The organism is Chryseobacterium mucoviscidosis, assembly GCF_002177115.1.
GTDB lineage: Bacteria > Bacteroidota > Bacteroidia > Flavobacteriales > Weeksellaceae > Chryseobacterium > Chryseobacterium mucoviscidosis.
This window is the reverse complement of the sequence record NZ_MVAG01000080.1, coordinates 40,053-65,444: the sequence shown is the minus strand read 5'-3', so window position 1 is coordinate 65,444 and position 25,392 is coordinate 40,053. Positions and strand designations below refer to the sequence as shown.

27 protein-coding genes are annotated in these 25,392 nt (G+C 36.5%); 4 read left to right on the top strand and 23 right to left on the bottom strand.

Translation table 11 applies throughout. The features are described 5' to 3' along the window. Positions 1-102 precede the first annotated feature (102 nt). From B0E34_RS04060 to mraZ, 13 genes are all read right to left on the bottom strand, one after another. Positions 103-480, bottom strand: coding sequence for a GxxExxY protein (locus B0E34_RS04060; protein ID WP_087706999.1), 378 nt, complete (start codon positions 478-480; stop codon positions 103-105). Positions 481-597: 117 nt separating this feature from the next. Further along, entirely contained in the window at positions 598-1,956 is a 1,359-nt protein-coding gene (gene murC / locus B0E34_RS04055; protein WP_087706996.1) for a UDP-N-acetylmuramate--L-alanine ligase, read from the bottom strand. Positions 1,957-1,966: 10 nt separating this feature from the next. After that, positions 1,967-2,617 (bottom strand): hypothetical protein, encoded by a 651-nt coding sequence (locus B0E34_RS04050; protein ID WP_087706994.1) that lies wholly within the window; start codon positions 2,615-2,617, stop codon positions 1,967-1,969. Next, positions 2,617-3,777, bottom strand: coding sequence for an undecaprenyldiphospho-muramoylpentapeptide beta-N-acetylglucosaminyltransferase (gene murG, locus B0E34_RS04045; protein ID WP_087706991.1), 1,161 nt, complete (start codon positions 3,775-3,777; stop codon positions 2,617-2,619). The genes B0E34_RS04050 and murG overlap by 1 nt, the downstream gene beginning before the upstream one ends. 34 nt (positions 3,778-3,811) lie before the next feature. Then, entirely contained in the window at positions 3,812-5,050 is a 1,239-nt protein-coding gene (locus B0E34_RS04040; RefSeq protein ID WP_076391176.1) for an FtsW/RodA/SpoVE family cell cycle protein, read from the bottom strand. Between the two features lie 22 nt (positions 5,051-5,072). Then, positions 5,073-6,410, bottom strand: a complete 1,338-nt coding sequence (gene murD / locus B0E34_RS04035) for a UDP-N-acetylmuramoyl-L-alanine--D-glutamate ligase (protein ID WP_087706988.1) — start codon at positions 6,408-6,410, stop codon at positions 5,073-5,075. Between the two features lie 65 nt (positions 6,411-6,475). Next, positions 6,476-7,717, bottom strand: coding sequence for a phospho-N-acetylmuramoyl-pentapeptide-transferase (gene mraY / locus B0E34_RS04030; RefSeq protein ID WP_076391180.1), 1,242 nt, complete (start codon positions 7,715-7,717; stop codon positions 6,476-6,478). A 17-nt stretch (positions 7,718-7,734) separates the two neighbouring features. Continuing rightward, on the bottom strand, positions 7,735-8,100 hold the full coding sequence (locus tag B0E34_RS04025) for a hypothetical protein (RefSeq protein ID WP_087706985.1): 366 nt from the start codon (positions 8,098-8,100) through the stop codon (positions 7,735-7,737). Positions 8,101-8,116: 16 nt separating this feature from the next. Continuing rightward, entirely contained in the window at positions 8,117-9,577 is a 1,461-nt protein-coding gene (locus B0E34_RS04020) for a UDP-N-acetylmuramoyl-L-alanyl-D-glutamate--2,6-diaminopimelate ligase (RefSeq protein WP_087706984.1), read from the bottom strand. Between the two features lie 71 nt (positions 9,578-9,648). Further along, positions 9,649-11,640, bottom strand: a complete 1,992-nt coding sequence (locus B0E34_RS04015) for a penicillin-binding transpeptidase domain-containing protein (RefSeq protein WP_087706981.1) — start codon at positions 11,638-11,640, stop codon at positions 9,649-9,651. Next, complete coding sequence (locus B0E34_RS04010; RefSeq protein ID WP_076391186.1) at positions 11,624-11,992, bottom strand: FtsL-like putative cell division protein; 369 nt, start codon at positions 11,990-11,992, stop codon at positions 11,624-11,626. Before B0E34_RS04010 ends, B0E34_RS04015 begins: the two co-directional genes overlap by 17 nt. Before the next feature lie 71 nt (positions 11,993-12,063). After that, a complete protein-coding gene (rsmH, locus tag B0E34_RS04005) occupies positions 12,064-12,957 on the bottom strand; it encodes a 16S rRNA (cytosine(1402)-N(4))-methyltransferase RsmH (protein WP_087706978.1) in 894 nt (297 codons plus the stop codon). Between the two features lie 36 nt (positions 12,958-12,993). Next, entirely contained in the window at positions 12,994-13,452 is a 459-nt protein-coding gene (gene mraZ / locus B0E34_RS04000) for a division/cell wall cluster transcriptional repressor MraZ (protein WP_087706975.1), read from the bottom strand. Between the two features lie 272 nt (positions 13,453-13,724). On the opposite strand from mraZ, the gene B0E34_RS03995 reads away from it, so the two are divergent. From B0E34_RS03995 to B0E34_RS03985, 3 genes are all read left to right on the top strand, one after another. After that, a complete protein-coding gene (locus B0E34_RS03995; RefSeq protein WP_087706973.1) occupies positions 13,725-14,486 on the top strand; it encodes an alpha/beta fold hydrolase in 762 nt (253 codons plus the stop codon). 67 nt (positions 14,487-14,553) lie between these two features. Further along, positions 14,554-15,177 carry a ribosome biogenesis GTP-binding protein YihA/YsxC gene (yihA, locus tag B0E34_RS03990; RefSeq protein ID WP_087706970.1) on the top strand — a complete coding sequence of 208 codons (624 nt, stop codon included), beginning with the start codon at positions 14,554-14,556 and terminating at the stop codon, positions 15,175-15,177. Then, positions 15,170-15,619, top strand: a complete 450-nt coding sequence (locus B0E34_RS03985; protein ID WP_087706968.1) for a GNAT family N-acetyltransferase — start codon at positions 15,170-15,172, stop codon at positions 15,617-15,619. The genes yihA and B0E34_RS03985 overlap by 8 nt, the downstream gene beginning before the upstream one ends. A 142-nt stretch (positions 15,620-15,761) precedes the next feature. On the opposite strand, the gene B0E34_RS03980 is transcribed toward B0E34_RS03985, so the two are convergent. From B0E34_RS03980 to B0E34_RS03950, 7 genes are all read right to left on the bottom strand, one after another. Beyond that, positions 15,762-16,286 carry an SH3 domain-containing protein gene (locus tag B0E34_RS03980; protein ID WP_087706965.1) on the bottom strand — a complete coding sequence of 175 codons (525 nt, stop codon included), beginning with the start codon at positions 16,284-16,286 and terminating at the stop codon, positions 15,762-15,764. Between the two features lie 2 nt (positions 16,287-16,288). Then, a complete protein-coding gene (locus tag B0E34_RS03975) occupies positions 16,289-17,359 on the bottom strand; it encodes a type I restriction endonuclease (protein ID WP_087706962.1) in 1,071 nt (356 codons plus the stop codon). Positions 17,360-17,363: 4 nt separating this feature from the next. After that, the gene (locus B0E34_RS03970) at positions 17,364-17,702 is read right to left on the bottom strand and encodes a YegP family protein (protein ID WP_087706959.1); all 339 of its coding nucleotides are present in this window, start codon (positions 17,700-17,702) and stop codon (positions 17,364-17,366) included. A 27-nt stretch (positions 17,703-17,729) separates the two neighbouring features. Then, complete coding sequence (locus B0E34_RS03965; RefSeq protein WP_087706956.1) at positions 17,730-18,041, bottom strand: hypothetical protein; 312 nt, start codon at positions 18,039-18,041, stop codon at positions 17,730-17,732. 146 nt (positions 18,042-18,187) lie between these two features. Continuing rightward, positions 18,188-18,847, bottom strand: a complete 660-nt coding sequence (locus tag B0E34_RS03960) for a response regulator (protein WP_087706953.1) — start codon at positions 18,845-18,847, stop codon at positions 18,188-18,190. Then, a complete protein-coding gene (locus tag B0E34_RS03955) occupies positions 18,840-20,480 on the bottom strand; it encodes a tetratricopeptide repeat-containing sensor histidine kinase (protein ID WP_087706951.1) in 1,641 nt (546 codons plus the stop codon). The genes B0E34_RS03960 and B0E34_RS03955 overlap by 8 nt, the downstream gene beginning before the upstream one ends. Before the next feature lie 66 nt (positions 20,481-20,546). Further along, entirely contained in the window at positions 20,547-20,756 is a 210-nt protein-coding gene (locus B0E34_RS03950) for a hypothetical protein (RefSeq protein WP_087706948.1), read from the bottom strand. Positions 20,757-21,164: 408 nt separating this feature from the next. Between B0E34_RS03950 and B0E34_RS03945 the strand changes: the two genes are divergently transcribed. Beyond that, positions 21,165-21,965 carry a hypothetical protein gene (locus B0E34_RS03945; protein ID WP_087706946.1) on the top strand — a complete coding sequence of 267 codons (801 nt, stop codon included), beginning with the start codon at positions 21,165-21,167 and terminating at the stop codon, positions 21,963-21,965. A gap of 152 nt (positions 21,966-22,117) precedes the next feature. Here B0E34_RS03945 and msrA read toward each other — a convergent pair whose 3' ends face one another. The 3 genes from msrA to B0E34_RS03930 all read right to left on the bottom strand — a co-directional run bounded on the left by msrA (position 22,118) and on the right by B0E34_RS03930 (position 25,390). Further along, complete coding sequence (gene msrA / locus B0E34_RS03940) at positions 22,118-22,672, bottom strand: peptide-methionine (S)-S-oxide reductase MsrA (RefSeq protein ID WP_087706943.1); 555 nt, start codon at positions 22,670-22,672, stop codon at positions 22,118-22,120. Positions 22,673-23,125: 453 nt separating this feature from the next. Further along, positions 23,126-24,094, bottom strand: a complete 969-nt coding sequence (locus B0E34_RS03935) for an ROK family protein (RefSeq protein ID WP_087706940.1) — start codon at positions 24,092-24,094, stop codon at positions 23,126-23,128. An 84-nt stretch (positions 24,095-24,178) separates the two neighbouring features. Beyond that, positions 24,179-25,390 carry a PepSY-associated TM helix domain-containing protein gene (locus tag B0E34_RS03930; RefSeq protein ID WP_087706937.1) on the bottom strand — a complete coding sequence of 404 codons (1,212 nt, stop codon included), beginning with the start codon at positions 25,388-25,390 and terminating at the stop codon, positions 24,179-24,181. Positions 25,391-25,392: the final 2 nt, after the last annotated feature.

Genomic DNA, 25,392 nt, shown 5'->3' with positions numbered 1-25,392 from the left:
TTTTTTAACGCTACGGGCGCAAGGTTTTTCTTTAAATTCTTGCTTTTTATTTTTATGTTCGCAAAGGCGTTTCACTCAGCAAATGATAGCTGAAAATATTTTTTATAATTTGTTTACTGCTCTTTTTACTCCATCTTTAAATAAGGTAGAATGAAAATTTAAAATCATCCCTAATTTCATTTCTGTAGTTCTTAAATAATTAAGAATTTGGAAAAAATGATATTTATTAATTTCCGGAACTGCTTTTATTTCTATAATTACTTTATTTTCAATTAATAAGTCAACTCTGAATGCTTTCTCAATAATTAAACCTTCATAATTGACACTAATATCTTTTTGACTTTCAATGTTCAATCCGCTATTTTTTAACTCGTGAATTAAACATTGCTCATAAACATTTTCATAAAGTCCGATTCCCAGTTTTCGGTGCACTTTCATCCCTGCATCAAAAACAATATTTGAAATTTCATTTTCTGTCATTGTGTGTTTTATTTACTCTGAAATGATATTTTCAGCTATCATTTGCTGAGTGAAACGCCTTTGCGAACAAATTTTCGTGTTTTCAAAAAATTCTTTGTGTCCGTTGCGTTATATTAATTAAATTCTCTCTATCCAATCACAGACGGGATCATATAGCGTGTCTATATTTCCTGCCCCTACTGTAAGGAGAATGTCAAAATCTTTTTCTTTTATTTTGCTGAAAGCTTCGCTTAATGTTGAAACTTCTTTTTTATCTAAATTAACTTTTTCCAGTAACCAATCGGAAGTGATTCCTTCAAAATTTTCCTGAAGTTCTCTTGCCGGATAAATATCAAGCAAAATCAGTTCATCAGCTTTACTTAAACTTTCTGCGAATCCGTCTGCAAAATCTCTTGTTCTGCTGAAAAGATGAGGTTGGAAAACGACCAATAATTTCTTTTCAGGGTAAAATGTCCGGATTGAACCCATCACCGCATTAATTTCTGTTGGATGATGTGCATAATCGTCGATGTAAATTTTACCGTTTTCGTAGATGTGTTTTGTATATCTTCTTTTAATTCCTTTGAAATTGGCAATTGCTTTTTTCAGTGTTTCGAAATCTACTCCTAAACTGTTTAAAATAGCCAACGCAACGGTTGCATTTTCTACGTTGTGAATTCCCGGAATTTCCCAGACAAAATCTTTTACCGTTTCGTTTGGCGTATGGAAATCAAAATAAATTTTATCATGCTCCATTCTCAGGTTATCTGAATAATAATCAGCCACTTCGTTTACAGCGTAGGTTTGATGAGGTCTTCCGATTTCAATTCCTTTTCTTACAAAAAGCTGTTTGTCTTCAGGAACCAAAGCTGCAAACTGTCTGAATCCTTCTTCAATGGTATTTTTATCTCCGTAAATATCCAGATGATCCGCATCGGTGGAAGTAATAACGGCCCAATCCGGAGAAAGGTTTAGAAAGCTTCTGTCGTATTCATCTGCTTCCACAACGGAATATTGTGAGCCGTTGTAGAGGAAATTTGACTTAAAATTCTCAGAAATTCCTCCCAGAAAACATGAAAAAGGCAAATCTGCTTCTTTGCACAGGTGTGAAACCAGAGTGGAAGTGGTTGTCTTTCCGTGAGTTCCGGCAACAGCAATGCAGTCTGTATTTTCCGTGATTAACCCTAAAACTTTTGCACGTTTTAATACTTCAAACCCATTGTTGTTGAAATAATCTAAAATGTCCAGTTTCTTAATCGCCGGAGTGTAAATAACTAATGTATGTTCTTTCTGAAGCGAAGAGATTTTTTCATCAATAACATCTTCAAAAACAATATCAATTCCCTCGCTCATTAAAGTCTGAGTAAGTTTGGTGTTGGTTTTATCGTAGCCTGAAACTTTCTTGCCCGAAGCATGGAAATAGCGCGCCAAAGCACTCATCCCGATCCCTCCGATCCCAACGAAGTAAAAATTTTGATATGTTTCTAAATTGTTCATTTATTATAATTTAACTAAAAAGTTTTATTCCAATCCATACAAAAAAAGCTATTGCAGAGATAATTAGAATGTTTTGTCCGTGGCTTCTGTCTTTTTTAGTAAAGCCATAAATTCTATCACCATTTGGTAAAGCTTTTTTATAATACATTAAATAAGCTCCAACAAATACACCTAAAAATCCGGCAAAAAAGGCAGAAGTGTATCCGATTATTATTAACCAAGTCGGACTTTCTTCCTGAGTTGAAAGATCTTTAATTCTTTGTTTATTTATCACATTTAAAAGTTCCGGGCTAATTTCCTTTCCTCTTTGTTTTAATATTTTTTGAGCGAGTAAATAATCAAATTTGTTCCATTCTTCTTTTTTTGTTACAATTTCAATCAGTTCTTCATCAGAAGAATCAAAAAGGTAATAGTCTTGATCTACATTTTCAATTTCTTTTTTAACTAAATCTTCTTCTAATTTCTCGACCTGACTAAAATCTTCTTTTTGAATTTTTAATTCAAACTGTTTTGTGTTTATATCGCCTCCAAAACTGGAGTCTAATTGTGAAGAATTATTTGCCAATTCATAAGCAATATGATTCTCTTCCAGAATTTTTATTAATTCTAAAGCATCATCTTCGTAAATGAATTTTCTATATGTAGAAAGCTCGCGTGGCATTATTTTATCACTTTAAAAATCTCGTCTACAATCTCTTTTGCTGCATTTGGTTTGGCAAAATATTTCAGATTTTCAGACATTTCTTTTCTTACTTTTTCATTTTCGCATATTTCTGAAAGGGTATTCCAGAATTTTTCCTGCATTTCAGAGTCTTTTACCATTCGGGCTGCATTTTTTTCAACCAGATTTATTGCGTTTTTGGTTTGATGGTCTTCCGCTGCAAAAGGGAAGGGAACCAATAACACCGGCTTCTGCGCAACCGCCAACTCTGAAATGGCAATTGCTCCTGCTCTGGAAACAATGACATCTGCTGCAGAATAGGCTGTTTCCATGTCTTTTATAAATTCCTTAATTTGTATTTGGTTGTTGGTTGATAGTTGCTGGTCGTTTGTCTTTCCATCAACTGCCAACTGCCAACTATCAACAATTTCCTTATAATCCAATTTTCCGGTTTGCCAGATCAACTGGTATCCTTTTTCTTTAAGGTTTTCCAGATTGTCTTTCCATCCGTTATTTAATGTTCTTGAACCTAAAGATCCTCCGACAGATAAAATCGTCAGTTTATCTTTATCCAAGCCCATTTTTTCTTTTGCCTGAGTGGTTTCCTGCATTCCCGAAATGATATTCTCCCGAATCGGATTCCCCAGAAATTTTATTTTTTCAGCCGGAAATCCTTCCACTTTCGGATAGGCGGTGAATACGGCTTTTGCTTTTTTACTTAAAATTTTATTCGTAACTCCTGCATGAGCATTCTGTTCCTGAATAAAAATAGGAATTCCCAGTTTACTTGCCTCGTACAAAGCCGGTCCGCTTGCGAAACCTCCTGTTCCCACGGCAAAATCCGGAGCGAAACTTTTAATAATCTTCTTCGATTTGGATAAACTTTTTAAAATTTTAAAAGGCAATCCTAGATTCGACAGAAGATTTCCTCTGTTGATTCCGGAAATATCAATTCCTTCGATTTTATAACCTGCCTGCGGAACTTTTTCCATTTCCATTTTTCCGTTGGCTCCTATGAACAAAAATTCAGCATCGGGAAATCTTTTTCTGATTTCGTCCGCAATAGCAATAGCAGGAAAGATGTGTCCTCCTGTTCCTCCTCCGGATAATAAAACGCGGATGGATTTTGATTTTTGGCTATCTGCTGATTGACTATTCATTTCTGTTTAAATCTTTTTATATTCTTTTTTTATCTTAAGCAATGTCGTTAATCTCTGCTATGCTTTGTTTTTTGCCCATTCCTTCTTCATCGTAAATCTGAATTCTGGAGCTTATGTTTAAAATAATTCCTAACTGCAAATATGTTACCAACATTGAGGTTCCTCCGTAACTTATTAAAGGCAGCGGTTGCCCTGTAACAGGGATTAAATTGACGGCAACTGCAATATTTACAGAAAGTTGTATAAAAATCATTACTCCGAGGCTGAGAACGAGCAAAGAGCCGAAAAATGCGGGCATCTTGCTGGCTATCATTACGATACGGATAATCATGATTAAATATAAACTTACCAGAAAAACCGCTCCGATCACTCCGTATTCTTCTACAATCACGGCGAAAATGAAGTCGGAGGCAGACTGCGGAAGCATTTGTTTTAAAGCACTTTTGCCGGGTCCCATTCCTGTAACTCCGCCGTGTACGATAGCTGCTTTTGCCATCATCACCTGATAATTTTTAGCTTTTACACTTTCGTCATCCACATCGGCTGTTTTTGCTTTGCTGGATGTAAAGGTTTCAATACGACTCATCCACGTGTGAACACGGTTTCCTCCGATTAGGTTTGTGTTTAAAGCCACCAGTAAAAACAAAACAATTGCAATGAATGATGCAGAAATAAATCCTGCAATGTACTTCCAGTGTAACTGTCCGATAACGAGCACAATCACCGAAACCATTAAAATCATCAACGCCGTTGAACCATTATCTTTTGCTACCAAAACAAAAACCAGCAGAATGGGACCGAAGATGTACATGATGTTCTCAATCGGAAGCCGTTCCCGCGTTATTTTCTTGGTTAAATATCTGCACAGATAAATAATCAGCATTAAAAAAGCAAAGGAAGACGGCTGGAATGAAATCGGCGTTCCGGGAATTTTCAGCCATCGTGAAGCACTGGCTCCATCAATGGTCTGTCCTGTGAACATGGTGACAATCAGTAAAATAACCATTAAACCAAGCATGATGCTGCTGAGTTTTCCGATGTATTCGTATTTTACCATTCCGACTACTCTCATGATTCCCAAACCTAAGACCACGAAGAACATATGTTTGATAACGTGACCGGTTGTGGTCCCGTTGTTGACGATATATTCCAGATTCGAACTTGCAGAATAAACCGGGAAAATAGAGAAAATGGAGATCACAAGAATGACCATCCAAAGTACTTTATCGCCCTTCAGGAATTCAAATCTGTTTTCTGTGTCTTGTTCGTTCATATATAATGCTGTTGGCTTTTGGCTAATTGCCATTGGCTTTTAATACCTGCTCTTTAAACTGATGACCTCTGTCTTCATAGTTTTTGAATAAATCAAAACTTGCACAGCACGGAGACAGTAAAACCGTATCTCCTTTTTCAGCGAGAGATTTTGAGATTTCCACTGCTTTTTCCATGCTCGACGTGTCGTAAATAAATTCTTTTTTGTCTTTAAAGAAGTTGATAATCTTTTCATTATCAATTCCTAAGCAGATAATTGCTTTTACTTTTCTTTTGACTAATTCTTCAATTTCAGTATAGTCATTACCTTTATCTAAACCTCCTACAATCCAAACGGTCGGAGTTTTCATACTTTCTAAAGCGTAATACGTTGCATTAACATTGGTTGCCTTGCTGTCGTTGATGTATTTTACACCCTCAATTTCAGTCACAAGCTCCAGTCTGTGTTCAACCGCCTGAAAAGTCATTAATGAATTTCTTATGCTTTCATTATTGATTTCCAATATTTTACCGGCAATTGACGCGGCTAAGCTGTTGGCAACATTGTGCGTTCCCAGAAGAGATAATTCATCAATTTTCATTGAGAAGTTATCTTTCATTTTTACCTCAATGGTATCGCCGTTAATGAAACCTCCTTCTTCCAGTTTTTCTTTGGTGGAGAAAGGAATCATTTTCGCTTTAATTTCTAATTTTTCAAGAATATTTTTGCTCATTTCATCATCTTTATTGTAGATGAAGAAGTTGTCATTTTCCTGATTCTCCGTTATTCTGAATTTAGCCAGAGCATATTCTTCATAGTTATAATTGTACTGATCCAGATGATCCTGTGACAAATTCAACAATAAAGAAATATACGGTCTGAAATTCTGAATATCGTCCAACTGGAAAGAGCTTACTTCCAGAACATAATATTCATGGTTTTCATCGGCAACCTGCTTTGCAAAGCTGTACCCGATATTTCCGCCTAAACCTACGTTTAATCCGTCGTTTTTCAGGATGTAGTAGATGAGAGACGTTGTTGTTGTTTTTCCGTTGCTTCCTGTGATGGCGATGATTTTCGCATCTGTAAATTCCGAAGCAAATTCAATTTCAGAAGAAAGTCTTATTCCTTTCTCGTTAATTTTCTGAATCATTTCTGCCTTTTTCGGAATTCCCGGACTTTTTACAATCCAGTCGGCGTTTAAAATTCTTTCTTCATCGTGGCTTCCTTCTTCGAATTCAATTTCATTCTCGTTCAGAAACTGTCTGTAGTTATCCTTGATGGCACCTTTATCGGAAAGAAAAACTTCCATTCCTTTCTTTTTTGCCAGATAGGCAGCTCCGCAACCACTTTCTCCTCCTCCTAAAACAACTATTTTCATATAATTTTTGATTTAATGACTGAATTTTTCACTTAGGTAAATCATCCAGTTTTTAAATTAATTTTCTATCTCATCTTCAGGGTTATCAGGCATACAATTGCCAGCATTACTCCGATGATGATCATTCTGTTCACTATTTTACTCTCATGAAAGCCTCCCTTCTGATAATGGTGATGTAAAGGGGACATTCTGAATAGTCTATTGTTTTGGGCATATTCCAACCCGAATTTTCTTTTTCTGTATTTAAAAACGACAACCTGAAGCATCACGGAAATATTTTCGATCAGGAAAATTCCGCAAAGTACAGGAATCATGAGTTCTTTTCTTAAAATAATCGCTAAAACGGCAATAACTCCGCCTAACATCAGACTTCCGGTGTCGCCCATGAAAACCTGAGCAGGATAGGTGTTGTACCAGAAGAATCCGATTACGGCTCCTACCATTGCGACCACGAATATGGTGGTTTCACCCATGTTTGGAAGGAACATAATATTCAGATAATCAGCAAAGATGATGTTTCCTGAAAGATAGGCAAACAATCCGAGTGTTAATAAAATAACAGTACTGGTTCCTGCGGCAAGACCATCAATTCCGTCGGTAATATTGGCTCCGTTCGAAACAGCCGTTACGATGAAAATTACAATTGGGATAAAAACAATCCAAGCCCATTCGTGGGCATCTTTATCGTTCATCCAAAACAGAATTCCGCTGTAATCGAACTCATTGTTTTTAGCAAAGGGAACGGTAGAAACGGTTATTTTTTCGGTCGGCATAAAGTTTTGCTCTACATTATTTCTGTTTACCACTTTTGCATCTGCATATTTTCTTTTTACGGTAATATCGGGATGAAAATACATGGTAACTCCGACGATTAGCCCTAATCCGACCTGTCCAACAATTTTGAATTTACCACTTAAACCGTCTTTGTTTTTTTTGATCTTTTTTAAATAATCATCCAGAAAACCTATGGCACCCATCCATATCACGGAAACAATCAGAAGAACAATGTAAACGTTTGTGATTCTGGTGAATAGCAAAACGGGAATTAAGGTTGCCAAAATGATGATAAGACCTCCCATTGTAGGAGTACCTTCTTTTTGTTTCTGCCCGTCCAGACCAAGATCACGCACCAGTTCTCCCATCTGTTTTGCTCTCAGATAGTTGATGATTCTTTTTCCATACACCAAAGCGATGGTTAAAGAAAACAGAACCGCCATTCCTGCACGGAAGGAGATGTATTTCAACAGTCCCAATCCCGGAACGTGGATTCCCATGCTGGTTAAATATTCGTATAGGTAGTATAACATTTCTTTTATTTCAGTTCTTAAAGATTATACATTTTTTTAAAAACGTTATTTCTGTGTTTGCATAACGAATCAATATTTTTCTCGGGATTTTTAATTGTTAGTCTAATCCCTCCAAAAGGCTCATTATATAACTTTAAAATTTCTTTTTTATATTTTTTATCTTTATTCTCAAGATATTTTTCACAAAGGCAAATTGCTACATCAACTTTTGCATTTGATTCTGACACCTCTAAATAACCAAGCTTTGGATTGTCGAGTTCATAAGTTTGTTCACAATCTAAAATCTTAATTTTCTTTTTAGAATAATTATTTAAAAGAAAAACTATTAACAATCCTAATCCAAAAACGACGGAAATTATTAATATGATTTTAGAGGTTTTCATTTACTTTAAATATATCTTATTTTGACATTAATTTCCAAAGTTCATTAATGGTTTCTTTGTCGTCAAAATGATGTTTCACTCCGTTTATTTCCTGATAGGTTTCGTGTCCTTTTCCGGCTACGAGAACGATATCTTTCGGTTCTGCAAACTTTATTGCCATTTTGATGGCTTCTTTTCTGTCCGGAATTGAAGTGTACTTGCTGAAGTTTTGAGGTTCAACACCGGCTTCGATTTCTTTGATGATTGCTGCCGGATCTTCTGTTCTCGGGTTGTCTGAAGTGATGATTGCCAATGTTGATTTTTTCGTAGCAATATTTCCCATTTCAGGTCTTTTTGAATGATCTCTGTCGCCTCCGCATCCGAAAACGGTGATCAGTCTTTCATTTTTTGTTCTGATATCATTAATGCTGTCCAGAATGTTTTCCAATGCATCCGGAGTGTGTGCATAATCTACGATGAAGAAAATTCCACCGTCTGATTTAAAGGTCTCAAATCTTCCGGACACTCTTTTTAGTCTGCTGATTGCCTGTAAAATTTCGTCTGATTCAAAACCCAGCTCGGAAGCAATTCCGAAAACCAATAAGAGGTTGTAGACATTGAATTTTCCGGTGAGTGTTGTCCAGAATTCTTTTCCGTTGAAATTCAGCAGCATTCCGTTGAAATCTACTTCCAGTAATTTTCCGTGATAATCTGCCATTGTCTTCAAAGCATAAGATCTTTTTGTGGCTTTTGTGTTCTGAAGCATCACATTTCCGTTCTTATCATCCACATTGGTGATGGCAACCGCAGAATCTTCCAACTGATCGAAAAATCTCTTTTTCGTTTTCAGATATTCGTCAAACGTTTTATGATAATCTAAATGATCGTGTGTAAGATTGGTAAATCCGGCAATTTTAAAGTGAAGTCCTTCAATTCTGTTTTGGGCAATTCCGTGGGAGCTTACTTCCATAAAAGCGAATTCACACCCTTCTTCAACCGCCTGAGCTAAAATTTTATTGATGGTAATAACATCCGGAGTGGTATGTGTTGCCGGAATGATCTTTTCTCCGATTCTGATTTCAACTGTAGAAAGCAAAGCGGAATCATATCCTAAATTTTTAAATACATCAAAAAGCAGGGTAGAAACAGAAGTCTTTCCGTTGGTTCCTGTTACTCCGATTAATTTTAGTTTTTCTGAAGGATTACCGTAGAAATTGGATGCTAAATGTCCTAAAGTTTTAGATGAGTCTTTTACTTTAATATAAGTAGCATTTTCATTAATATTTTCAGGGAATTCTTCGCAAACGATTGCTATGGCTCCTTTTTCCACCGAAGATGCAATAAATGAATGTCCATCCACAACCGTCCCTCTCATTGCAATATACAAGGAGTTTTCCGTAACCTTTCTGCTGTCGAATACCAATTCTGAAACTTCACGGCTGTCGTCACCATGAATTTCTAATACCGGAATTCTTTTTAATAAATCATTTAACTGCATTTCTCTTTATTTGTTCCATAAGTTTCACTTACGGTTATTCATAATTGAACCCTTCGGGTTCTTTTCTTTTTTTAATTCTGCAGAGACAGATAAATTCTCTGGTTTCTGCTTATGGTTGTGCCTTCTGTCGGGAACTGTTCTTTAATTCTTCCAACACCCTTAAAATCTACACGGTAGCCTAAATTTTCCAACTGTGGAATTACATTTTTACCGATGAGTCCTACCACATTGGGCATCTGTTTATTATTTACTGCGACTTTTACGTTAGGTTCCACCATTTTGTTCAGGTTTACCTTTTTGTCGACAAGCATTTCTCTTTCAATATTCTGCGGGGTTTTCAGGAATGTTTTTCCTGCAATTTCTTTAAACACCGGTGCGGCAACGGTAGCTCCATAAAATCCTTTCGATGTATTCGGTTCGCTGATCATTACATAACAGGTGTATTTCGGATTATCAGCAGGATAAAAGCCTGCGAATGACGAGCGGTATTTCATGGGACCTGGAAGCCAGTATTCAAATCTTGCGGTTCCTGTTTTTCCTGCCATTTTTAAATTTGGTGTGAAAATACTTTTTGCTGTTCCTTTTTCAACGGCTTTTGTTAAAGCATTGGTCATCATTTTAATGGCTTTTTCGGATGCCATTTTGTTGACCATTACTTCTGGTTTTGCCGTGTACATTACTTTTCCGTCCTTCATAATTTTATCAATAAATAAAGGCTTCAGCATTTTACCGTTGTTTGCGACTCCGTTATAGAAAGTGGCTAACTGCAACAGGTTTATGTTTGTAGAATATCCGTAGGCAATGGATGCGAGAGTTGCGGCATTCCATCTTTTGCTTTCGGGAGTTAAAATTTTTGGTTTTGTAATTCCCGGAAGTTCAATATCCATTTTATCGAATAGCTTCCATCTTCTTAAATGATCTAAGAAAATCTGAGGTTTTTCGGCGTAATATTTTGTAATTAATTTTGCCGAACCTACGTTGCTGGATTTAGCCAACACATCACTGATGTCGTACGTGCCGCCGCCGTGACCGTCTGAAATTCTCTGTTTTGCGTACACCCAGATTCCGTTTCCTACATTTACAGTTGTATTTTCATCGATGAAACCGTCATCCATTGCTGCTAAAAGTGAAATGGTTTTAAAGGTAGAACCCGGTTCTATGTTGTCCTTCAAAGCATAATTGTAGGAATCTACATAATCTCCATCTTCAGTTCTTCTTAAATTAACCATGGCGCGGACTTTTCCGGTTTCCACTTCCATTACAATTACGGTTCCGTGTTTTGCTTCGAAGTTCACGAGCTGTTTCTGTAAAGCGGAATGTGCAATATCCTGAATTCTAAGGTCTAATGTGGTATAAACATCTTCTCCGTCAACCGGTTCCTGAACTTTCCAGTAATCAATGGGTTTCCACTGGGAAGAATTGATTCTCTGCTCCAGTCTTTTTCCGTCTGTTCCTCTTAAATATTTAGAGAAAGCGCCTTCAAGACCTGCTGTGTGAACACCGTCGTCCATTCCGATGGTTCCTGCTCCGATTTCTGAGGTAGCCAGTTCTCTTTTATAGTTTCGGTCTACGATAAAGCCTCCTTTGTTTTTGCCTCTTTTAAAAATCGGAAATTTGCGGATTCTGTCATACTGATCAAAATCAAGCCCTTTAACCAAAGTGTAGTATTGGTTTTTCTTTTTTCTCTGCTCGTCAAATTTCTTTCTGAATTCTGCTCTTGGCTTTCCGAACATTTTGCTGAGAGAATCCGTTAAAGCACCAATGTTGTTGGTGTAAATGGTGTCTTTCATCGTTTTGAAATCCAGATAGATGTCATAACGCATAACGGTTGTTGCCAGAATAGAGCCGTCTGACGCAAAAAGATTTCCTCTTGCTGCTTTTAAAGTGGCTTCGCGGTAGTTTTTGTTGATGTAATCGTCTTTAATTTCCTGAACGTTCGTATTCTGAAGAATAACGATGCGCGCAAGGAACATTACAAACACGCACAAAGCCACCACTGCAAAGAGGTAGCCCCATCGTAACGTTTTTTTACGTTTGTTGTCGTATTCATTTTGCTTTTGCATCTGTACTGTCCAGTTTTATTAGCAATTTATGAGGATGGTTTTCGAGGGTCATTAAAGAATCCCGTGCAACCTCTTTCCCCAACTCCGATTCCATTTTTACTTTTATCAGCTTACTTTGTGCGTAAGCGTTTCGCGATTTATATTCTTCTGTTTCTTCTTTGAGTGTGTTAACAATTTTAATTTTCTTATTGACGAGGTGATTGCTGTAGATCATTGCCATCATCAATACAAACAACAGCAGAAAATACTTGTAATGTATTTTAATCTCATCACGGTTCAGGAAGTTACCTTTTATAATGTCTATAAAAGTTAATCTCTTCTGAGGACGATTTGTTGTTGTTCTTTTTGCCACTTTATTTATTAGTAATTGGTAATGAGTAATGTGTAATATTTAAAAATTGCTTATTGCCCATTGCTCATTATTTATACTTTTATTCCTGTTCTCATTTTAGCACTTCTGGCTCTTGAGTTTTCTTCTATTTCCTTATTATCGGGAATGATGGCTTTGCTCTTTACCAGCTCGAATGCTTTTTTATAATTTCCGTAAATGTCTCTTTCGGGTTCTCCCTCGAACATTCCGTTTTTCAAAAATCTTTTTACCAGTCTGTCTTCTAAAGAATGGTAAGAGATGACCACCAGTCTTCCTTCGTGTTTTAAAACGTTGTAAGCCTGAACAAGCATTTCTTTTAAAACTTCCAGCTCCTGGTTTACTTCAATACGTATTGCCTGAAACAACTGGGCATAAAATTTATTTACTTTATGCGGCGGAAGATAACTGAACAGTTTTTTCAGATCTTCTGTTGTATCAATGCTGTTTGTTTTTCTGTGATGAACGATGTCTCTTGCTAATTTTCTTGCTTCTCTCAGTTCACCGTAATAATAAAAAATGTCGGCAAGCTGCTCTTCATCGTAATCGTTAATGACTCTTTTGGCATCAAGACCCTGCATTACGTTCATTCTCATATCCAGCGGAGCGTTGCTTCGTGTAGAGAATCCTCTTTCTGCTTCATCAAACTGGTGCGAAGAAACGCCCAGATCTGCCAGAATTCCGTCCACCTGAGAAACTCCGTAAATTAATAAAGAGTTTTCCAGAAACCTGAAGTTCTGATTGATGAGCGTAAATCTCGGATCATCAATTGTATTTTTAAGAGCATCTAAGTCCTGATCGAAACTGAACAGTTTTCCTTTATCCGAAAGTCTGCTCAATATTTCTCTTGAATGGCCACCGCCTCCAAAAGTACAGTCCACATATATTCCGTCTGGATTCGTCACCAAATCATCAACACTCTGCTTCAGCAAAACGGGGTTATGATACATGTTTTAGTTGTGTTTTTTTACGTTTTTACAACGCAGTTATTCTTCTTCGAACGTGCCCATTACATCTTCGGCAAGATTCGCAAAATCGTCTTCACTGATGGAGATTACTTTTTCGTAACCGTCCTTATCCCAGACTTCAAACAGTTCTCCTGCACTGGTAATTACAATATCTTTCTGAAGATTTGCAAAAACAGTAAGGTCTTTCGAAATCTGTAACCTTCCGGCGTTATCCAGCTCCACAATTTTTACACCTGCCGTAAACATTCTAATGAAATCAGCATTCTTTTTAATGAATCTGTTCAGTTTATTAATTTTGCCCATCACTTTATCCCATGCGTTCATCGGATAAACTTCCAGACAGGGTTGGAACACAGATCTTTTGACTACAAACACCTTGTCGTCGAAGTTTTCCATCTGTTTAATTAAAGATGAAGGAACTTTTAAGCGGCCTTTGTCGTCAATTTTACACTCATATGTTCCAATGAAACTGTTCATTTGGGACAAATTTATATAATAATTTCTAAAATCTCCCACTTTTTCCCACTTTTTACCTTAATGTTAATAAGTTTTATTAAAGATTTAATTTCGATGGTGTAAAAGGTTGATATGTTGGACGTTGATAAACCTCTTATTTACGCCATAATAAATAGATTTTTAAAAAAAACTTTAAAAAAGAGTTTGATATATTATTTTTATTTTAAATTAGGGTAATCAAAATATTTTTGAGGTTTAATTTGTATTTTTGCAAGGCTTTATTAAGGCATTTTATGATATTTAGTACAAAAAAAGAAAAGAAATATACTTTCGTAGAAGCGGGGGAAGGACATCCATTGGTGCTGTTGCACGGGTTAATGGGTGGTTTGAGTAATTTCGATAAGATGGTAGATTTTTTTTCAGACAGAGGATTCAAGGTATATGTTCCTCAGTTGCCGATCTACGATTTGCCGGTACTCAATACTAATCTTACGACATTAGCAAAATATATTGCTAAATTTATAGAAACCCATATTGAAGGTCCTGTAACGATTGTTGGAAATTCCATGGGCGGTCATGTCGGTCTTATTCTTACACTGGCAAGACCGGATTTAATTAAGAATCTTGTTCTTACGGGAAGTTCAGGGCTTTATGAAAGAACTTTCGGGGACAGTTTTCCGAGAAAGAATGACCGTTCCTATATAAGAAAGAAGACTGAGGAGGTTTTCTATGATCCTTCCGTAGCGACCGAAGATCTGGTAGACGAGGTTTTTGCCGTGGTAAATGATCGAATGAAGGGTATAAAAACCGTAATGTTGGCAAGAAGTGCCATTAAACACAATATGCTGAACGATCTGCCGAAGATTAAAACACCTACGTGCCTGATCTGGGGGAAACAGGATAATGTAACGCCTCCTGAAGTTGCGGAAGATATGCACAAATTTATTCCGAATTCAGATCTGTTCTGGATCGATCACTGCGGTCATGCAGCGATGATGGAAAAACCCGATGAATTCAATGAAATTCTTTATAACTGGGTAAAAGATAAAGTTTAAAAAACAATATAAAATAACCATTAAGAGCTTTTCTTAATGGTTTGTTTTTCTAAAAATATTCAACAAAATGGTTATTAAAACAGCAACATTTGTAAAGAGCAGCGGAAAATGGCAGGATTGCCCGGAACCGAATCTTCCTGAGTATGCTTTCATCGGAAGATCGAATGTAGGAAAGTCTTCGCTCATCAATGCAATGATGAATCATAAAGATCTGGCTAAAACGTCCCAGACTCCGGGAAAGACACAGCTTATCAACCATTTCTTAGTGAACGAAAACTGGTATCTTACGGATTTGCCGGGTTACGGATATGCAAAAGTTTCGAAATCGATCAGAAAGGATTTTGAAAAACTGATCACCAATTATATTCTGAACCGAAGAAATCTGGTTAATCTTTTTGTTCTGGTAGATTCCAGACACAAACCGCAAAATATTGATCTGGAATTTATCCAGTGGTGCGGTGAAAGCGGCGTTCCGTTTTCTATCGTGTTTACAAAAGCAGATAAGCTGAAGCCGAATGTTGTGATTAAAAATGTGGAGGATTATAAAGCAGAGCTTCATAAAACATGGGAAGATCTGCCGGAATTATATGTAACCTCAGCAGAAAAGAAGGAGGGTGGTGATGAAATTTTAAGTTTTATCCAGAAAACCAATGAATTTTTGATTAATAATAATGTAAGCTTTGATGAGTAATATTGTCTGGAAAATAAAAACGTTTGACGAATTTACGGTTCCTGAACTGTATGCGGTTTTAAAAGCCCGAATTGATGTTTTTGTAGTGGAGCAGAACTGTCCTTATCCGGATTTAGACGGTTATGATCAGAAAGCAGTTCACATCTGGGCAGAAGAAGACGGCGAAGTTTTGGCAAACTGCAGGATTTTCGATAAAGGAATAAAATATGATGAGGCTTCAATAGGAAGGGTTTTAACCACAGAAAAGGCAAGAGGAAAAAGCTTAGGCAGGCAATTGATCCAATATGCGGTTGAAACCATCGAAAACCGTTTCCACACTTCTGAAATCAGGATTTCTGCGCAGGATTATCTGCTGAAATTTTATGGAGATTTCGGGTTTGAAGACACCGGTAAAAAATATCTGGAAGACGACATTCCGCACACGGAAATGCTCAGAAAATAAAGAAAAGCGAGGAATTGATTCTTCGCTTTTTTGTTGTTGGATTTTTCGTCAAGACGCAAAGTTTACTAAAATTCAGCTTTTTTAAGGCGCAAGAAAATCAAAGATTTTTATTTTTAATAATTCGATTCATTTAAGATTGATATTACTTCACATCCTTATAAAAAACATACCCTTTCTTGCCGGAAGATTTTACCTTTATTTTGTACCATGAACCTTCTTTGGAAAGTGGAATCAGCTTTTCGTTTTTGTAAACTCTTACTAGAACGGGAGATTTCAGAGATGGCTTTTTGTAAATATTGGTGGTGGCAATTCCGGTAATGTATCGGTTGGAACTAAGGTCTACGTTTACCTCATCAATAATAATTTTTTGAGGTTTATTGGATTTTGTTTTTGAAGAAGTGTAGTAATCGGAAGCAGTGTGTTTCTTGATTTTTCTTTTCCTAATTGAACTTCTGCCGGAAGAATAACTTTCTGAAGAGCCGCCTCCGCAAACTCCGCAGGTTCCGCCGCTGCTGCAATGTCCGCACCGCGAACAGTTGGAACAGGCTGTACAATTGGCAGAACCTGTACATCTTCCTTCGTGTCCTATATTGTCGTTTGCTTTAAAGCACGAGTTTAAAAGAAAAGAACCGAAGGCGATTATGATGAATGGCATTAGTTTTTTCATGATTAATTATAATTTTCTAATGTCTGATGAAGCTGATTTCTGTAGTTGTAGATTTCATCCAGACTGTTTAATAAAACTTTTTCTCCGGCATCTTTTCCGTTGTGGAAAGTCTCCAGATATTTATTGGCGGTATTAAAATGCAGTCTGCAAAGCGGCTTACGGTTGTTGTCGTCGAGTAAAATTCCGAAGTAAGAAAGGGTATCTCTGTAAGCAATTCTTGAAGAAGGTATTTTCTCCCGCAGAATAGCTTTTACAATCTGGAAGCCTTCCAATTCTTCTTCCGTGGTTACAATTTTAGACTCGCTGGTTTCATGGATGGGCTGCGAAGTTTTTACATCATCTTCCCGCTGTTCGATCTGTTCATTAATGCTTAAAGCAGATTTTAGTCTGAAACTGATGGATTCATTAATAGAAGTCGTTAATGCTTTTTTGGCGTATTCTTTAAACGAGACCATTCGGTTTGCTGTTAACGGCTTTTCGAAGAAACGGTTCACAAGAAGTTTTACCAGTTCATCGGACGGATTTTCAATTTCCTTTTCGAATTCTTTTCTGATGGCTTTGATGTATTTCAATGCTTCCGCAGAATCCAGAATGCTTTCCAGATTGTAGTCTTTTTTGGTGAAGCTTTCCAGAATTTTGATGGAACTGTCTTTCAGATCTTCAATATTGATGGTGAAAAACGGCTTTTCATCCATAATATTGGGCTTTTCCAGATCCGTGTAGAAATTGTAAACAATCCCATTTGTTAAAACCCCAAATCGTGTTTTGGAAACATGATAATATCTGTGAAGCTGAGAATTGTGGGCATCTGCACTTTCTTTCCAGTGTTTGCATTCGATGATGAAAATAGGCTCGTCATTGTTTTTGATGACATAATCTACTTTTTCACCTTTCTTGGTTCCGATGTCGCAAACGTGTTCGGGAACCACTTCTGTAGGATTAAAAATATCATAGCCTAAAATCTGAATAAAAGGCATCACAAAAGCATTTTTTGTGGCTTCTTCTGTTCCGATCTGGTCTTTTAGCCCGATTACTTTCTGGTGAAGCTGTTCCAGTTTAATTTTAAGATCCATGATTTTATTTCTTTAAAGTTTCATCTGTAATTTCTGCTTTCGGAGCATTCTGTTTTACGGAAGCAATGCCGTTTTCCATTCCGGATTTTGTGCTGTAAAGCTGACTTTTCCCAATGATTTCGCCGTTTCTTGCTTTCAGTACGAAATAATCTTTCTTGTTCACCGCCTCTCTTCTGTCGTATCTGGAATCGTCCTGAGAATTAATTTTTACAGATTCAATTCCTTTTATACAGGATGCTTTCTGAACGTAGCCTTCGCTTGTTAAAATAATTTCACCGTTTGCGGCTTTCAGATTAAACTGATACTCTTTGTTGACTCTTTGTGTGATGACGAATTTTCCCATGGTTGTTGGTTTTTAGGATTTCTACATTTAGTTACAGCCGGAACAGTAAGATCTATCTACGTATTCTTTGCTGTTTCCGGAGTAATAATAACATCCTCCTCTCGATCCAACGAATAATTGCTTTCCGTTATACGTACATCTTTTGCTTTGAGAATAAGTTCTGGAGCTTCTGGTTTTGCTTCTCTTTGTTTTTCTGCTTTTCTTCGCTTTAGATTTCTTTGTTTTTTTAGAGAAAAATTCGGTAGTTGCTTTTGAGTTGCTATGGTCTGCTGATGCGGATATGGTTGTCGGCAACAATAATCCTAAACCTAATACTCCTGTTAATAGTATTTTTTTCATGCGGATAATTTTTAGTTGTTTTTACATTTCAAAAATATGAGCATTAATTTTCGATCCGTTACGGAAAACCGTAAACGCAGAATATTTAATAAAAAAACCTTCCAGAATCTCTGAAAGGCTATTAGTTTTTCGATGAAGTATAGCATTTAGATGATGCCGATGTCTTTGCACATCACAACAAGTTCGATGTTGTTTTTGGCTCCCAGTTCGTAGCGGAGATCATTCAGTCTTTTTTCGATGGCGCTTTTGCTGTCGGGCGTAATTTTATTTTCTTTAAAATACTTTTCAATGTCGCCCTGTTTCCATCCTTTGGCGAGGAGCTCAATAAGCGTAACATCGTATTCTGTAAATTCGAAAGACGTATTTCTTATGGAATTTAAAATCTCCTGCGGAATAACGGTTTCTCCGGAAAAAACTTTTTTAATGGTGCTTCTGAGATCTTTTCCGTCATTTCTTCCCTTGCTTACAAAACCATTGATGTTGTGTATTTTAAAAAGATCATCAATAATCTTCGGTTTCTTCTCAATGGAAAAGGCTATTACTTTCAGGCTGGGCTGAATTTTTCTGACTTCTTCAATGAGCTGTTGACCGGAATTGACTTTCTGTTCAATATGATCTTCATCAAAGGACAGATCTGTAATCAGCAGATCATAGGAATCAGCAGTTGCAGCGGCTTTTATTTTTTGCAGGGCATCATCACAATAATTTACAAAATCAAAATGCGGAATCTGTAATTCGGTAAGGGCATTTACCACTCCTAAATTTCTGACTTCATGGTCTTCGGCTATCAGTACTTTTTTAAACATATTTCGATTGTATTGGTATGGTTATCTCAATAATTAATCCACCTGTTGGATTTTTTTCAAAAGTAATATCTCCTCCAATGCTTTCAATACGGTTTTCCGTATTATGGATTCCTGTGCCTTTTTGCTGCTCCAGATCATCGATTCCTACGCCGTTATCGGTATATCTGATGGTTAAATTTTTATCATTTTTTTCAAATTTTACAGATGCACGCTGAGCTTTGCTGTGTTTTTTCATGTTCACAAGAATTTCCCTTATGATGTAGTACAGCTCGAGCTGTGTGTTGTAAGGAATGTTTTCCCAAATGCTTTCTTTATAACTTACCGGCAGAACTTTTACTTCTTCAGAAGAGTAGGAGGTAATCATATTAATAAAGCGCTGTGCAAAATCCTTTTCAGCGATATTTTCGTGAGAAATATCTCTGGATTCTTCGTACATCTTTTCGATATTATTAAGAATCTTGGTCTTATCCATTTCAGGATTGTTCTGAACATCAATCATCATATGGTACAATCCATTCGCAACCACATCATGCACTTTTTTCGACATTTTGAGCTGGGTGTTTTTGACTTCGATTTCTTTTACTTGTTTTAATTGTTTTTGTCTTTTTATGTACCAATATGTAGTGCCTAATAATAATAAAATTAAAGCAGAAATTCCTGCGCTCTTTATTAAGCCTTGTGAAATTAATCTCTGATTTTCTGCATCTTTTTGTGCCACATCATATCTTACCATTGCAAATTGGCTTTTATGCTTATTTCTTATGGTTTGTAAATTATAATTGAGGGAATCAAACTTGTTAAAATTTGAAAGATATTTTTCAGGCTGTAAAGTTATGATTCTTCTTAGTGCCGTTATCTGATCATCTGGACTATTATTTTGTATTGCTTCTTTAAGCATTTTTTGTGCGTACTCTAAAGACAACTTTTTGTCTTTATCATAATAGTATGTTGATAAAGTTTCGAAACTTGAATTTAATCCCTCTCCATCGTTATTTTTTTGTCTTATTTCTAAAGCTTTATAAAACTCGGGTAATGGATTGTAGTTTTTGTCATCAAGATATTTAGCTTTTGCTAAGTTATTTATTGCTCTGGAATAATTAACCGCACTATCTGCAAGAGTTGCTTTTTCTAAATATGTCTTAGCTAACTTAAGGCTATCTAATGTTATAAGTAAATCACCAATGTTATTATAGCAAATATATGTGTTTTCTTTTCCTTCAACATATTTGATTGCAATGAGATAAAAAGAGAGTGCATCATTGAAATTTCGGAGTGCATTAGATGAGATTGCTAAATTATTATAATTTGTTGCAAGTAAATTTTTGTTGATTTTATCATCCTTTTTCTTAATATATTTATTTGCTTCGAGAGAGGATTCAATTCCACCTAAAAAATCTCCTTTTTTTGTTTGGATCATTCCCATATTAATTAATGATCTTGCTGTTCCTACAGAATCATTAATTGTAATTAAGTCGTTTTTTGCTAAATTGTAATAATAAAAAGCGGAGTCATAGGATTGTGATTCTCTACAAATGAATGCTTTCTGAAAATTTACATTATCTTCAGTTTTTTTATTATCTCTTTTACATGAACTTATTATAAGTAGTATAGTTATTAGGAAAAAATTTTTCATGGATTGGATTTAGTTTTTACAAAGTAAAACAAAAGGACAGATTTATGCAATCTGTCCTGTATTAAATTATGGATTGGTAAAAGGAGGTGGAAGTTGTCCTGTATTTCCTCCAACTGGTCCACCGCTTCCCGGTCCATCCGGATCGACTCCGTCTCCCGGATCAGTTCCTGTTCCCGGATCTACCAATTGAGTGGTTGGCTGTCCGTTATTATTATTTCCATTGTTATTGCATGATGTATTGGCATTATTATTCCCGAACGCTAATGAGATTAGCATTAATATTAAGTTTAACATTTTTTAAAAATTTTATAAGAGTTTGGATAATTTTTCTTCCTCTCAGGAGATAAATCCCGAGCTGTACACTGTTAAAATTTTCGAAGCGCTTCTTAAATTTTTTTTGGGAAGTGAACCTTCAAAAACGGAAGAGAAACATCTGCTTCCCAACCCGGAGTTTTCTTCCGTTTTATCTGGTAATTTTTGAAATCAGTTTTGTAACTTTGTTCTATTCTGTTGTTTTAATTGTTTGTTTCTCACTGATTTCTATGGCAAAGTAACGGCGAAAGGAAGAGCAAGGGTTAGAAAGTTTTTGGAAAGTTTTTGGAAAGTTTTTTCAGTGGGAAGTACGGAAAACCGTAATGATGTTGATGTAAAACTTCATAATTTTCGCACCAATAACCGTTGAATATGTCAAAATTTTTACCTCAGAAAAGAAAACTGCTTGAACAGGTTTTCGAAAAAGCGTCTAATGATACTCCGGAAAAATCATTTTACGGAATTGTAAGTCATCTCGAAAGATCATTAAATGATGACTATAATATTTTTTTGAGTTATAAATCTTTTGAAACCTATTATAAAACAATAGTAGAAAAAGATAAAGATTACAATATAAAGACAACAATTTTAGACGATCTCAGCAGATATTTAGAATATGATAATTTTAGAGATTTTTGTCTTGACTGGAAAACGATTGAATATGCTGTAAGCCAAACTTTATCGAAGATTGTTATCAATATTACCAATAAGCCAATTTTTAATTTGCCGGATGTTTTTAAGAAAAACGGATTGGGGATTATGGAAATGGTTTTCGTTTTATTAATGGTAACAGGAGGCGTCTTTTTTTCTAACAGCAAAACTTCCAAATCTTTAGGATTTATGTCGGGATGGGGTTCTCCTGCGACAGACAAACCGTATATGTATTGGGACAAAGACCGTTATATGGCAACGGACAGCAGTTCGCTGCATTCTCGTGCTGAGGTTGTACCAATGCATAGCTACTCATTTATTAATATGAAAAAGATTATGCGACCGGATACACTTACTGTTGATAATGCAATGGGAAAAGTCTGGTACGATAAAAGCAATAATCATGTAGAATTTTTTACAAGTCTCGGGAAGCATCCTGAAAATGGAAAAGCCTTAAAAGATGTTACCGAACACATCCTTGAAACATATGCCGGAGAAAATGCGATACTGGAAGAAGAATAGGATATATTTGCAGCTATTTCAAAAAAATTCGGGCGGTTTCCAAAGGAAACCGCCCGAATTCTGTTGTTATTGGAGCTATCCGTAATCAGTGATATTAAAAAATCCTTTGTGCTAAAATAAAGCACGATGATGGATCACAGATAAACAATAAATTATTGTTCATTCAACATTCCCAATTCCCCGAAATGCTTTTTAAACTTCTGAATTTTCGGTCCTACCACTGCACTGCAATACGGCTGGGTCGGGTTTTCGTTATAATATCCTTGGTGATACTGTTCCGCTGCCCAGAATTTATCGAATTTCGTTACTTCCGTTACATAGGTTCCCTGCCATCTTCCGGACTCTTTAGATTTCTCAATTGCGGCTTCAGCTTTTGCCTTTTCCGCATCATCTTTGTAATAAATAACAGAACGGTATTGTGTTCCGATATCATTTCCCTGTCTGTTAAGCTGCGTAGGATCGTGAAGGAAAAAGAAAACATCCATTAACTGTTCGTAAGAAATAACGGCAGGATCGTACGTGATCTGTACCACTTCTGCATGTCCGGTTTCTCCGGTGCATACCTCTTCATACGTAGGATGGTCTTTATGACCTCCCGAATATCCGGAAACCGCAGACTGTACTCCTTTCAGCATATTGAAACAGCTTTCCACACACCAAAAACATCCGCCCCCAAAAGTAATCTGTTCTAAATTGTTGTTATCCATAAATTAATTATTGTAATTTCTTGTTTTCTCCTGTGACAGATGGAGAAAAACCTATCAAAAATAAGGAAAAGTTTTTCAATCGGGCGTTCAAAATTCAAATTGTCATGATAGATGAGACAAATTTTTTCAAACACAATTCTCAAAAATATTTTCATCAGATAAAAATCTAAAATCTGCGTTATCCGCAACATCTGCGAGAGAATTTAATAATAGTATTGAGTTAGAATAGAAATCCTTCGACTGCTTCGCGCTCAGGATGACAGTGCCGCAAATTTGTTACTCATAGAGATTAGTATTAGCGGTGTCATGCTGAGCCTGTCGAAGCATCTACAAAGATGATATAAAAACAAAAAAGCACCCTTACAAAAGGATGCCTGTATTATTGAAGAATCTGTGCTGATTTTGCGTTAAAAAATTTAATAGAAATCAACGCAGATAATCAAAATGTTCCGGTTATTTTTCCCAAACCAAAGCACTTGCGCCTAAAATAGCCGCATCCGCTTCGTCAAGTTCACTGAAAACCAATTTTACCTTGTTTCTGAAAATAGGAAGCAGATTTCTTTCCATGTGAAGTTTCGTAGGCTTTAAAATAAAATCGCCTGCTTTTATCACGCCGCCAAATAAAAGAATTGCTTCCGGAGAAGAGAACATTACAAAATTTGCCAAAGCTTCTCCCAGTTTCTGTCCGGTATATCGGAACACTTCAATAGAAATCGGATCGCCCTGTATAGCACATTCGTGAACGGTTTTAGAATTGATGGATTCTTCAGGATACTGATTGAGTAAAGATTCAGGGAATTCGGCTCTCATTTTTTTTGCGGTAATCGCAATTCCGGTTGCGGATGCATAGGCTTCAAGACAGCCTTCAGAACCCGTGCTCCAGTGTTTTCTTCCGCCCGGTTTTACGATGGTATGTCCCAGTTCTCCGGCAAATCCGTCGTGTCCGTAGATGAGTTTTCCACCTGCAACAATTCCGCTTCCAACGCCTGTTCCCAGAGTAATCATGATGAAATCTTTCATTCCTCTTGCGGCTCCGAAAAGCATTTCTCCGATGGCTGCAGCATTCGCGTCATTAGTAATGGTACACGGAAGCCCGAATTTTGCCGACATGAGTTCAGCAAAAGGGATGGTTCCTTTCCACGGAAGATTGGGAGCCTGTTCTATCGTTCCTGTATAGTAATTGGCATTGGGAGCACCAACCCCGATTCCATCAAAATTTTTCTCTTTTCCATGGCTTTCGATCAGGGGATGAACCGCCTCGTATAAAGCGTCAATATATTCTTCTACAGTAGGATAGGCATCTGTGCGGATGTTTCCTTTTTCCAAAACTTCGCCTCTGTGGTTTACCACTCCAAATTTTGTGTTCGTTCCGCCAATATCAATTCCCAGCGCAACGTTTTTTGACAAATCTACTAATGACATTCTGTTCTAAAATTCTAAAAGGCTAAAATTATAAAAAAGATCTTATTATTAGACGATTAACCAAAGATTTATTTTAAAAAAATATTATGTTGCTTTTGGGGTTTTCTTTTTTCTTCTTCCCCACCAGATCATGAAGCCGGTGACTGGTAATGAGGCACATATCAAACTTACAATGAAGGCAATGATCTTTGTGGGAAGTCCTAAAATGGATCCGACGTGGATATCGTAGTTGGCTCCTACCGTTTTTTCGCCAAAATTTTTGTCTTTCATATCGTGGGTATGAAGCAGTTCTCCCGAGTTTTCATCAAAGATTAAACTGCTGCTTTTGTGGTAAGAATAGGAGAGGTGTTTTACATAGACTTCGAAATTCGGATGTTCATGATCGTCCATATGTTCGTGTCCGAGATCGATGGAAAAGTTATACGAATCGGGATATTTTGCTTTTACGGTATTGCTTATTTTGTCTAAAGTTCCTTCGGTTCTCCATTCAATCGGTGCTTTTGTTTTGATTGATGAAAAGTCGGGATAAGCGGTTTTTCCTCCTGAAAAGATGAAATATATTGATGACTGAACGAATAAAAAGGCGTAAAATAATCCGGTGATGGAGAAAATCAGTGCGAAAACGGAAGCATAAAAACCTAAAACGTTGTGTAGATCGTAATTTTTTCTTTTCCAGTTTTGTACATTTTTCCATTTGAAAGAAAAACGCTGTTTTCTTGCGGCTTTATTTTTAGGCCACCACAGAATGATTCCAGAAATCAGCATGAATACAAAAATCAGCACAGGAATTCCCACAACATAGGTTCCCCAAGACTGTTTTAAAAGAAAACTCCAGTGGATCATTTTAACGATCTGGAAAAATCCGTTTTTCTCGTCGTAGGTTCCTAAAACTTTTCCACTGTATGGATTTACGTAGGCAACTTTATAGATGGGAAATTCATCAAAATAATTCCAACCTTTCGGATCGTGTTCGTACCAGTAAAAGAGGTAAGACATCTTTTTATCAATCGGGATATTCACCCAATGCACCGGATATTTTTCTTTTACCTGCTCCACCACTGCTTTTTCCAGCGTTCTTATCGGAAGAATCTGTTTCTGATCGATATTCTGCTCGTTATGATAGATCACGTCTTTTCTCGTCGCATTTTCAATTTCATCCTTGAAAACGTACAATGCTCCCGTTATCGAAATAATGAAGATTAGAAACCCAATTCCAAGACCCAGCCACAAATGCAGTTTTCCCGTCCATTTTTTAAAAGCACTTGGTTTTTTTTTATGATGATGCTTTTTCCTCATTT

What these genes read in the sequence shown, in the direction of transcription:
- B0E34_RS03965 (WP_087706956.1), bottom strand. Translation starts at nt 18,041, where the DNA reads ATGAAAAAAATACTATTAACAGGAGTATTAGGTTTAGGATTATTGTTG.
- B0E34_RS03980 (WP_087706965.1), bottom strand. Translation starts at nt 16,286, where the DNA reads ATGAAAAAACTAATGCCATTCATCATAATCGCCTTCGGTTCTTTTCTT.
- B0E34_RS04015 (WP_087706981.1), bottom strand. Translation starts at nt 11,640, where the DNA reads ATGCAAAAGCAAAATGAATACGACAACAAACGTAAAAAAACGTTACGA.
- B0E34_RS03955 (WP_087706951.1), bottom strand. Translation starts at nt 20,480, where the DNA reads ATGAAAAATTTTTTCCTAATAACTATACTACTTATAATAAGTTCATGT.
- B0E34_RS03960 (WP_087706953.1), bottom strand. Translation starts at nt 18,847, where the DNA reads ATGTTTAAAAAAGTACTGATAGCCGAAGACCATGAAGTCAGAAATTTA.
- B0E34_RS03945 (WP_087706946.1), top strand. Translation starts at nt 21,165, where the DNA reads ATGTCAAAATTTTTACCTCAGAAAAGAAAACTGCTTGAACAGGTTTTC.
- B0E34_RS04050 (WP_087706994.1), bottom strand. Translation starts at nt 2,617, where the DNA reads ATGCCACGCGAGCTTTCTACATATAGAAAATTCATTTACGAAGATGAT.
- mraZ (WP_087706975.1), bottom strand. Translation starts at nt 13,452, where the DNA reads ATGAACAGTTTCATTGGAACATATGAGTGTAAAATTGACGACAAAGGC.
- B0E34_RS03930 (WP_087706937.1), bottom strand. Translation starts at nt 25,390, where the DNA reads ATGAGGAAAAAGCATCATCATAAAAAAAAACCAAGTGCTTTTAAAAAA.
- B0E34_RS03970 (WP_087706959.1), bottom strand. Translation starts at nt 17,702, where the DNA reads ATGGGAAAATTCGTCATCACACAAAGAGTCAACAAAGAGTATCAGTTT.
- B0E34_RS03950 (WP_087706948.1), bottom strand. Translation starts at nt 20,756, where the DNA reads ATGCTAATCTCATTAGCGTTCGGGAATAATAATGCCAATACATCATGC.
- murG (WP_087706991.1), bottom strand. Translation starts at nt 3,777, where the DNA reads ATGAATAGTCAATCAGCAGATAGCCAAAAATCAAAATCCATCCGCGTT.
- msrA (WP_087706943.1), bottom strand. Translation starts at nt 22,672, where the DNA reads ATGGATAACAACAATTTAGAACAGATTACTTTTGGGGGCGGATGTTTT.
- mraY (WP_076391180.1), bottom strand. Translation starts at nt 7,717, where the DNA reads ATGTTATACTACCTATACGAATATTTAACCAGCATGGGAATCCACGTT.
- rsmH (WP_087706978.1), bottom strand. Translation starts at nt 12,957, where the DNA reads ATGTATCATAACCCCGTTTTGCTGAAGCAGAGTGTTGATGATTTGGTG.
- B0E34_RS03995 (WP_087706973.1), top strand. Translation starts at nt 13,725, where the DNA reads ATGATATTTAGTACAAAAAAAGAAAAGAAATATACTTTCGTAGAAGCG.
- B0E34_RS03935 (WP_087706940.1), bottom strand. Translation starts at nt 24,094, where the DNA reads ATGTCATTAGTAGATTTGTCAAAAAACGTTGCGCTGGGAATTGATATT.
- B0E34_RS04025 (WP_087706985.1), bottom strand. Translation starts at nt 8,100, where the DNA reads ATGAAAACCTCTAAAATCATATTAATAATTTCCGTCGTTTTTGGATTA.
- B0E34_RS04060 (WP_087706999.1), bottom strand. Translation starts at nt 480, where the DNA reads ATGACAGAAAATGAAATTTCAAATATTGTTTTTGATGCAGGGATGAAA.
- B0E34_RS04040 (WP_076391176.1), bottom strand. Translation starts at nt 5,050, where the DNA reads ATGAACGAACAAGACACAGAAAACAGATTTGAATTCCTGAAGGGCGAT.
- B0E34_RS04020 (WP_087706984.1), bottom strand. Translation starts at nt 9,577, where the DNA reads ATGCAGTTAAATGATTTATTAAAAAGAATTCCGGTATTAGAAATTCAT.
- murC (WP_087706996.1), bottom strand. Translation starts at nt 1,956, where the DNA reads ATGAACAATTTAGAAACATATCAAAATTTTTACTTCGTTGGGATCGGA.
- B0E34_RS03985 (WP_087706968.1), top strand. Translation starts at nt 15,170, where the DNA reads ATGAGTAATATTGTCTGGAAAATAAAAACGTTTGACGAATTTACGGTT.
- murD (WP_087706988.1), bottom strand. Translation starts at nt 6,410, where the DNA reads ATGAAAATAGTTGTTTTAGGAGGAGGAGAAAGTGGTTGCGGAGCTGCC.
- yihA (WP_087706970.1), top strand. Translation starts at nt 14,554, where the DNA reads ATGGTTATTAAAACAGCAACATTTGTAAAGAGCAGCGGAAAATGGCAG.
- B0E34_RS03975 (WP_087706962.1), bottom strand. Translation starts at nt 17,359, where the DNA reads ATGGATCTTAAAATTAAACTGGAACAGCTTCACCAGAAAGTAATCGGG.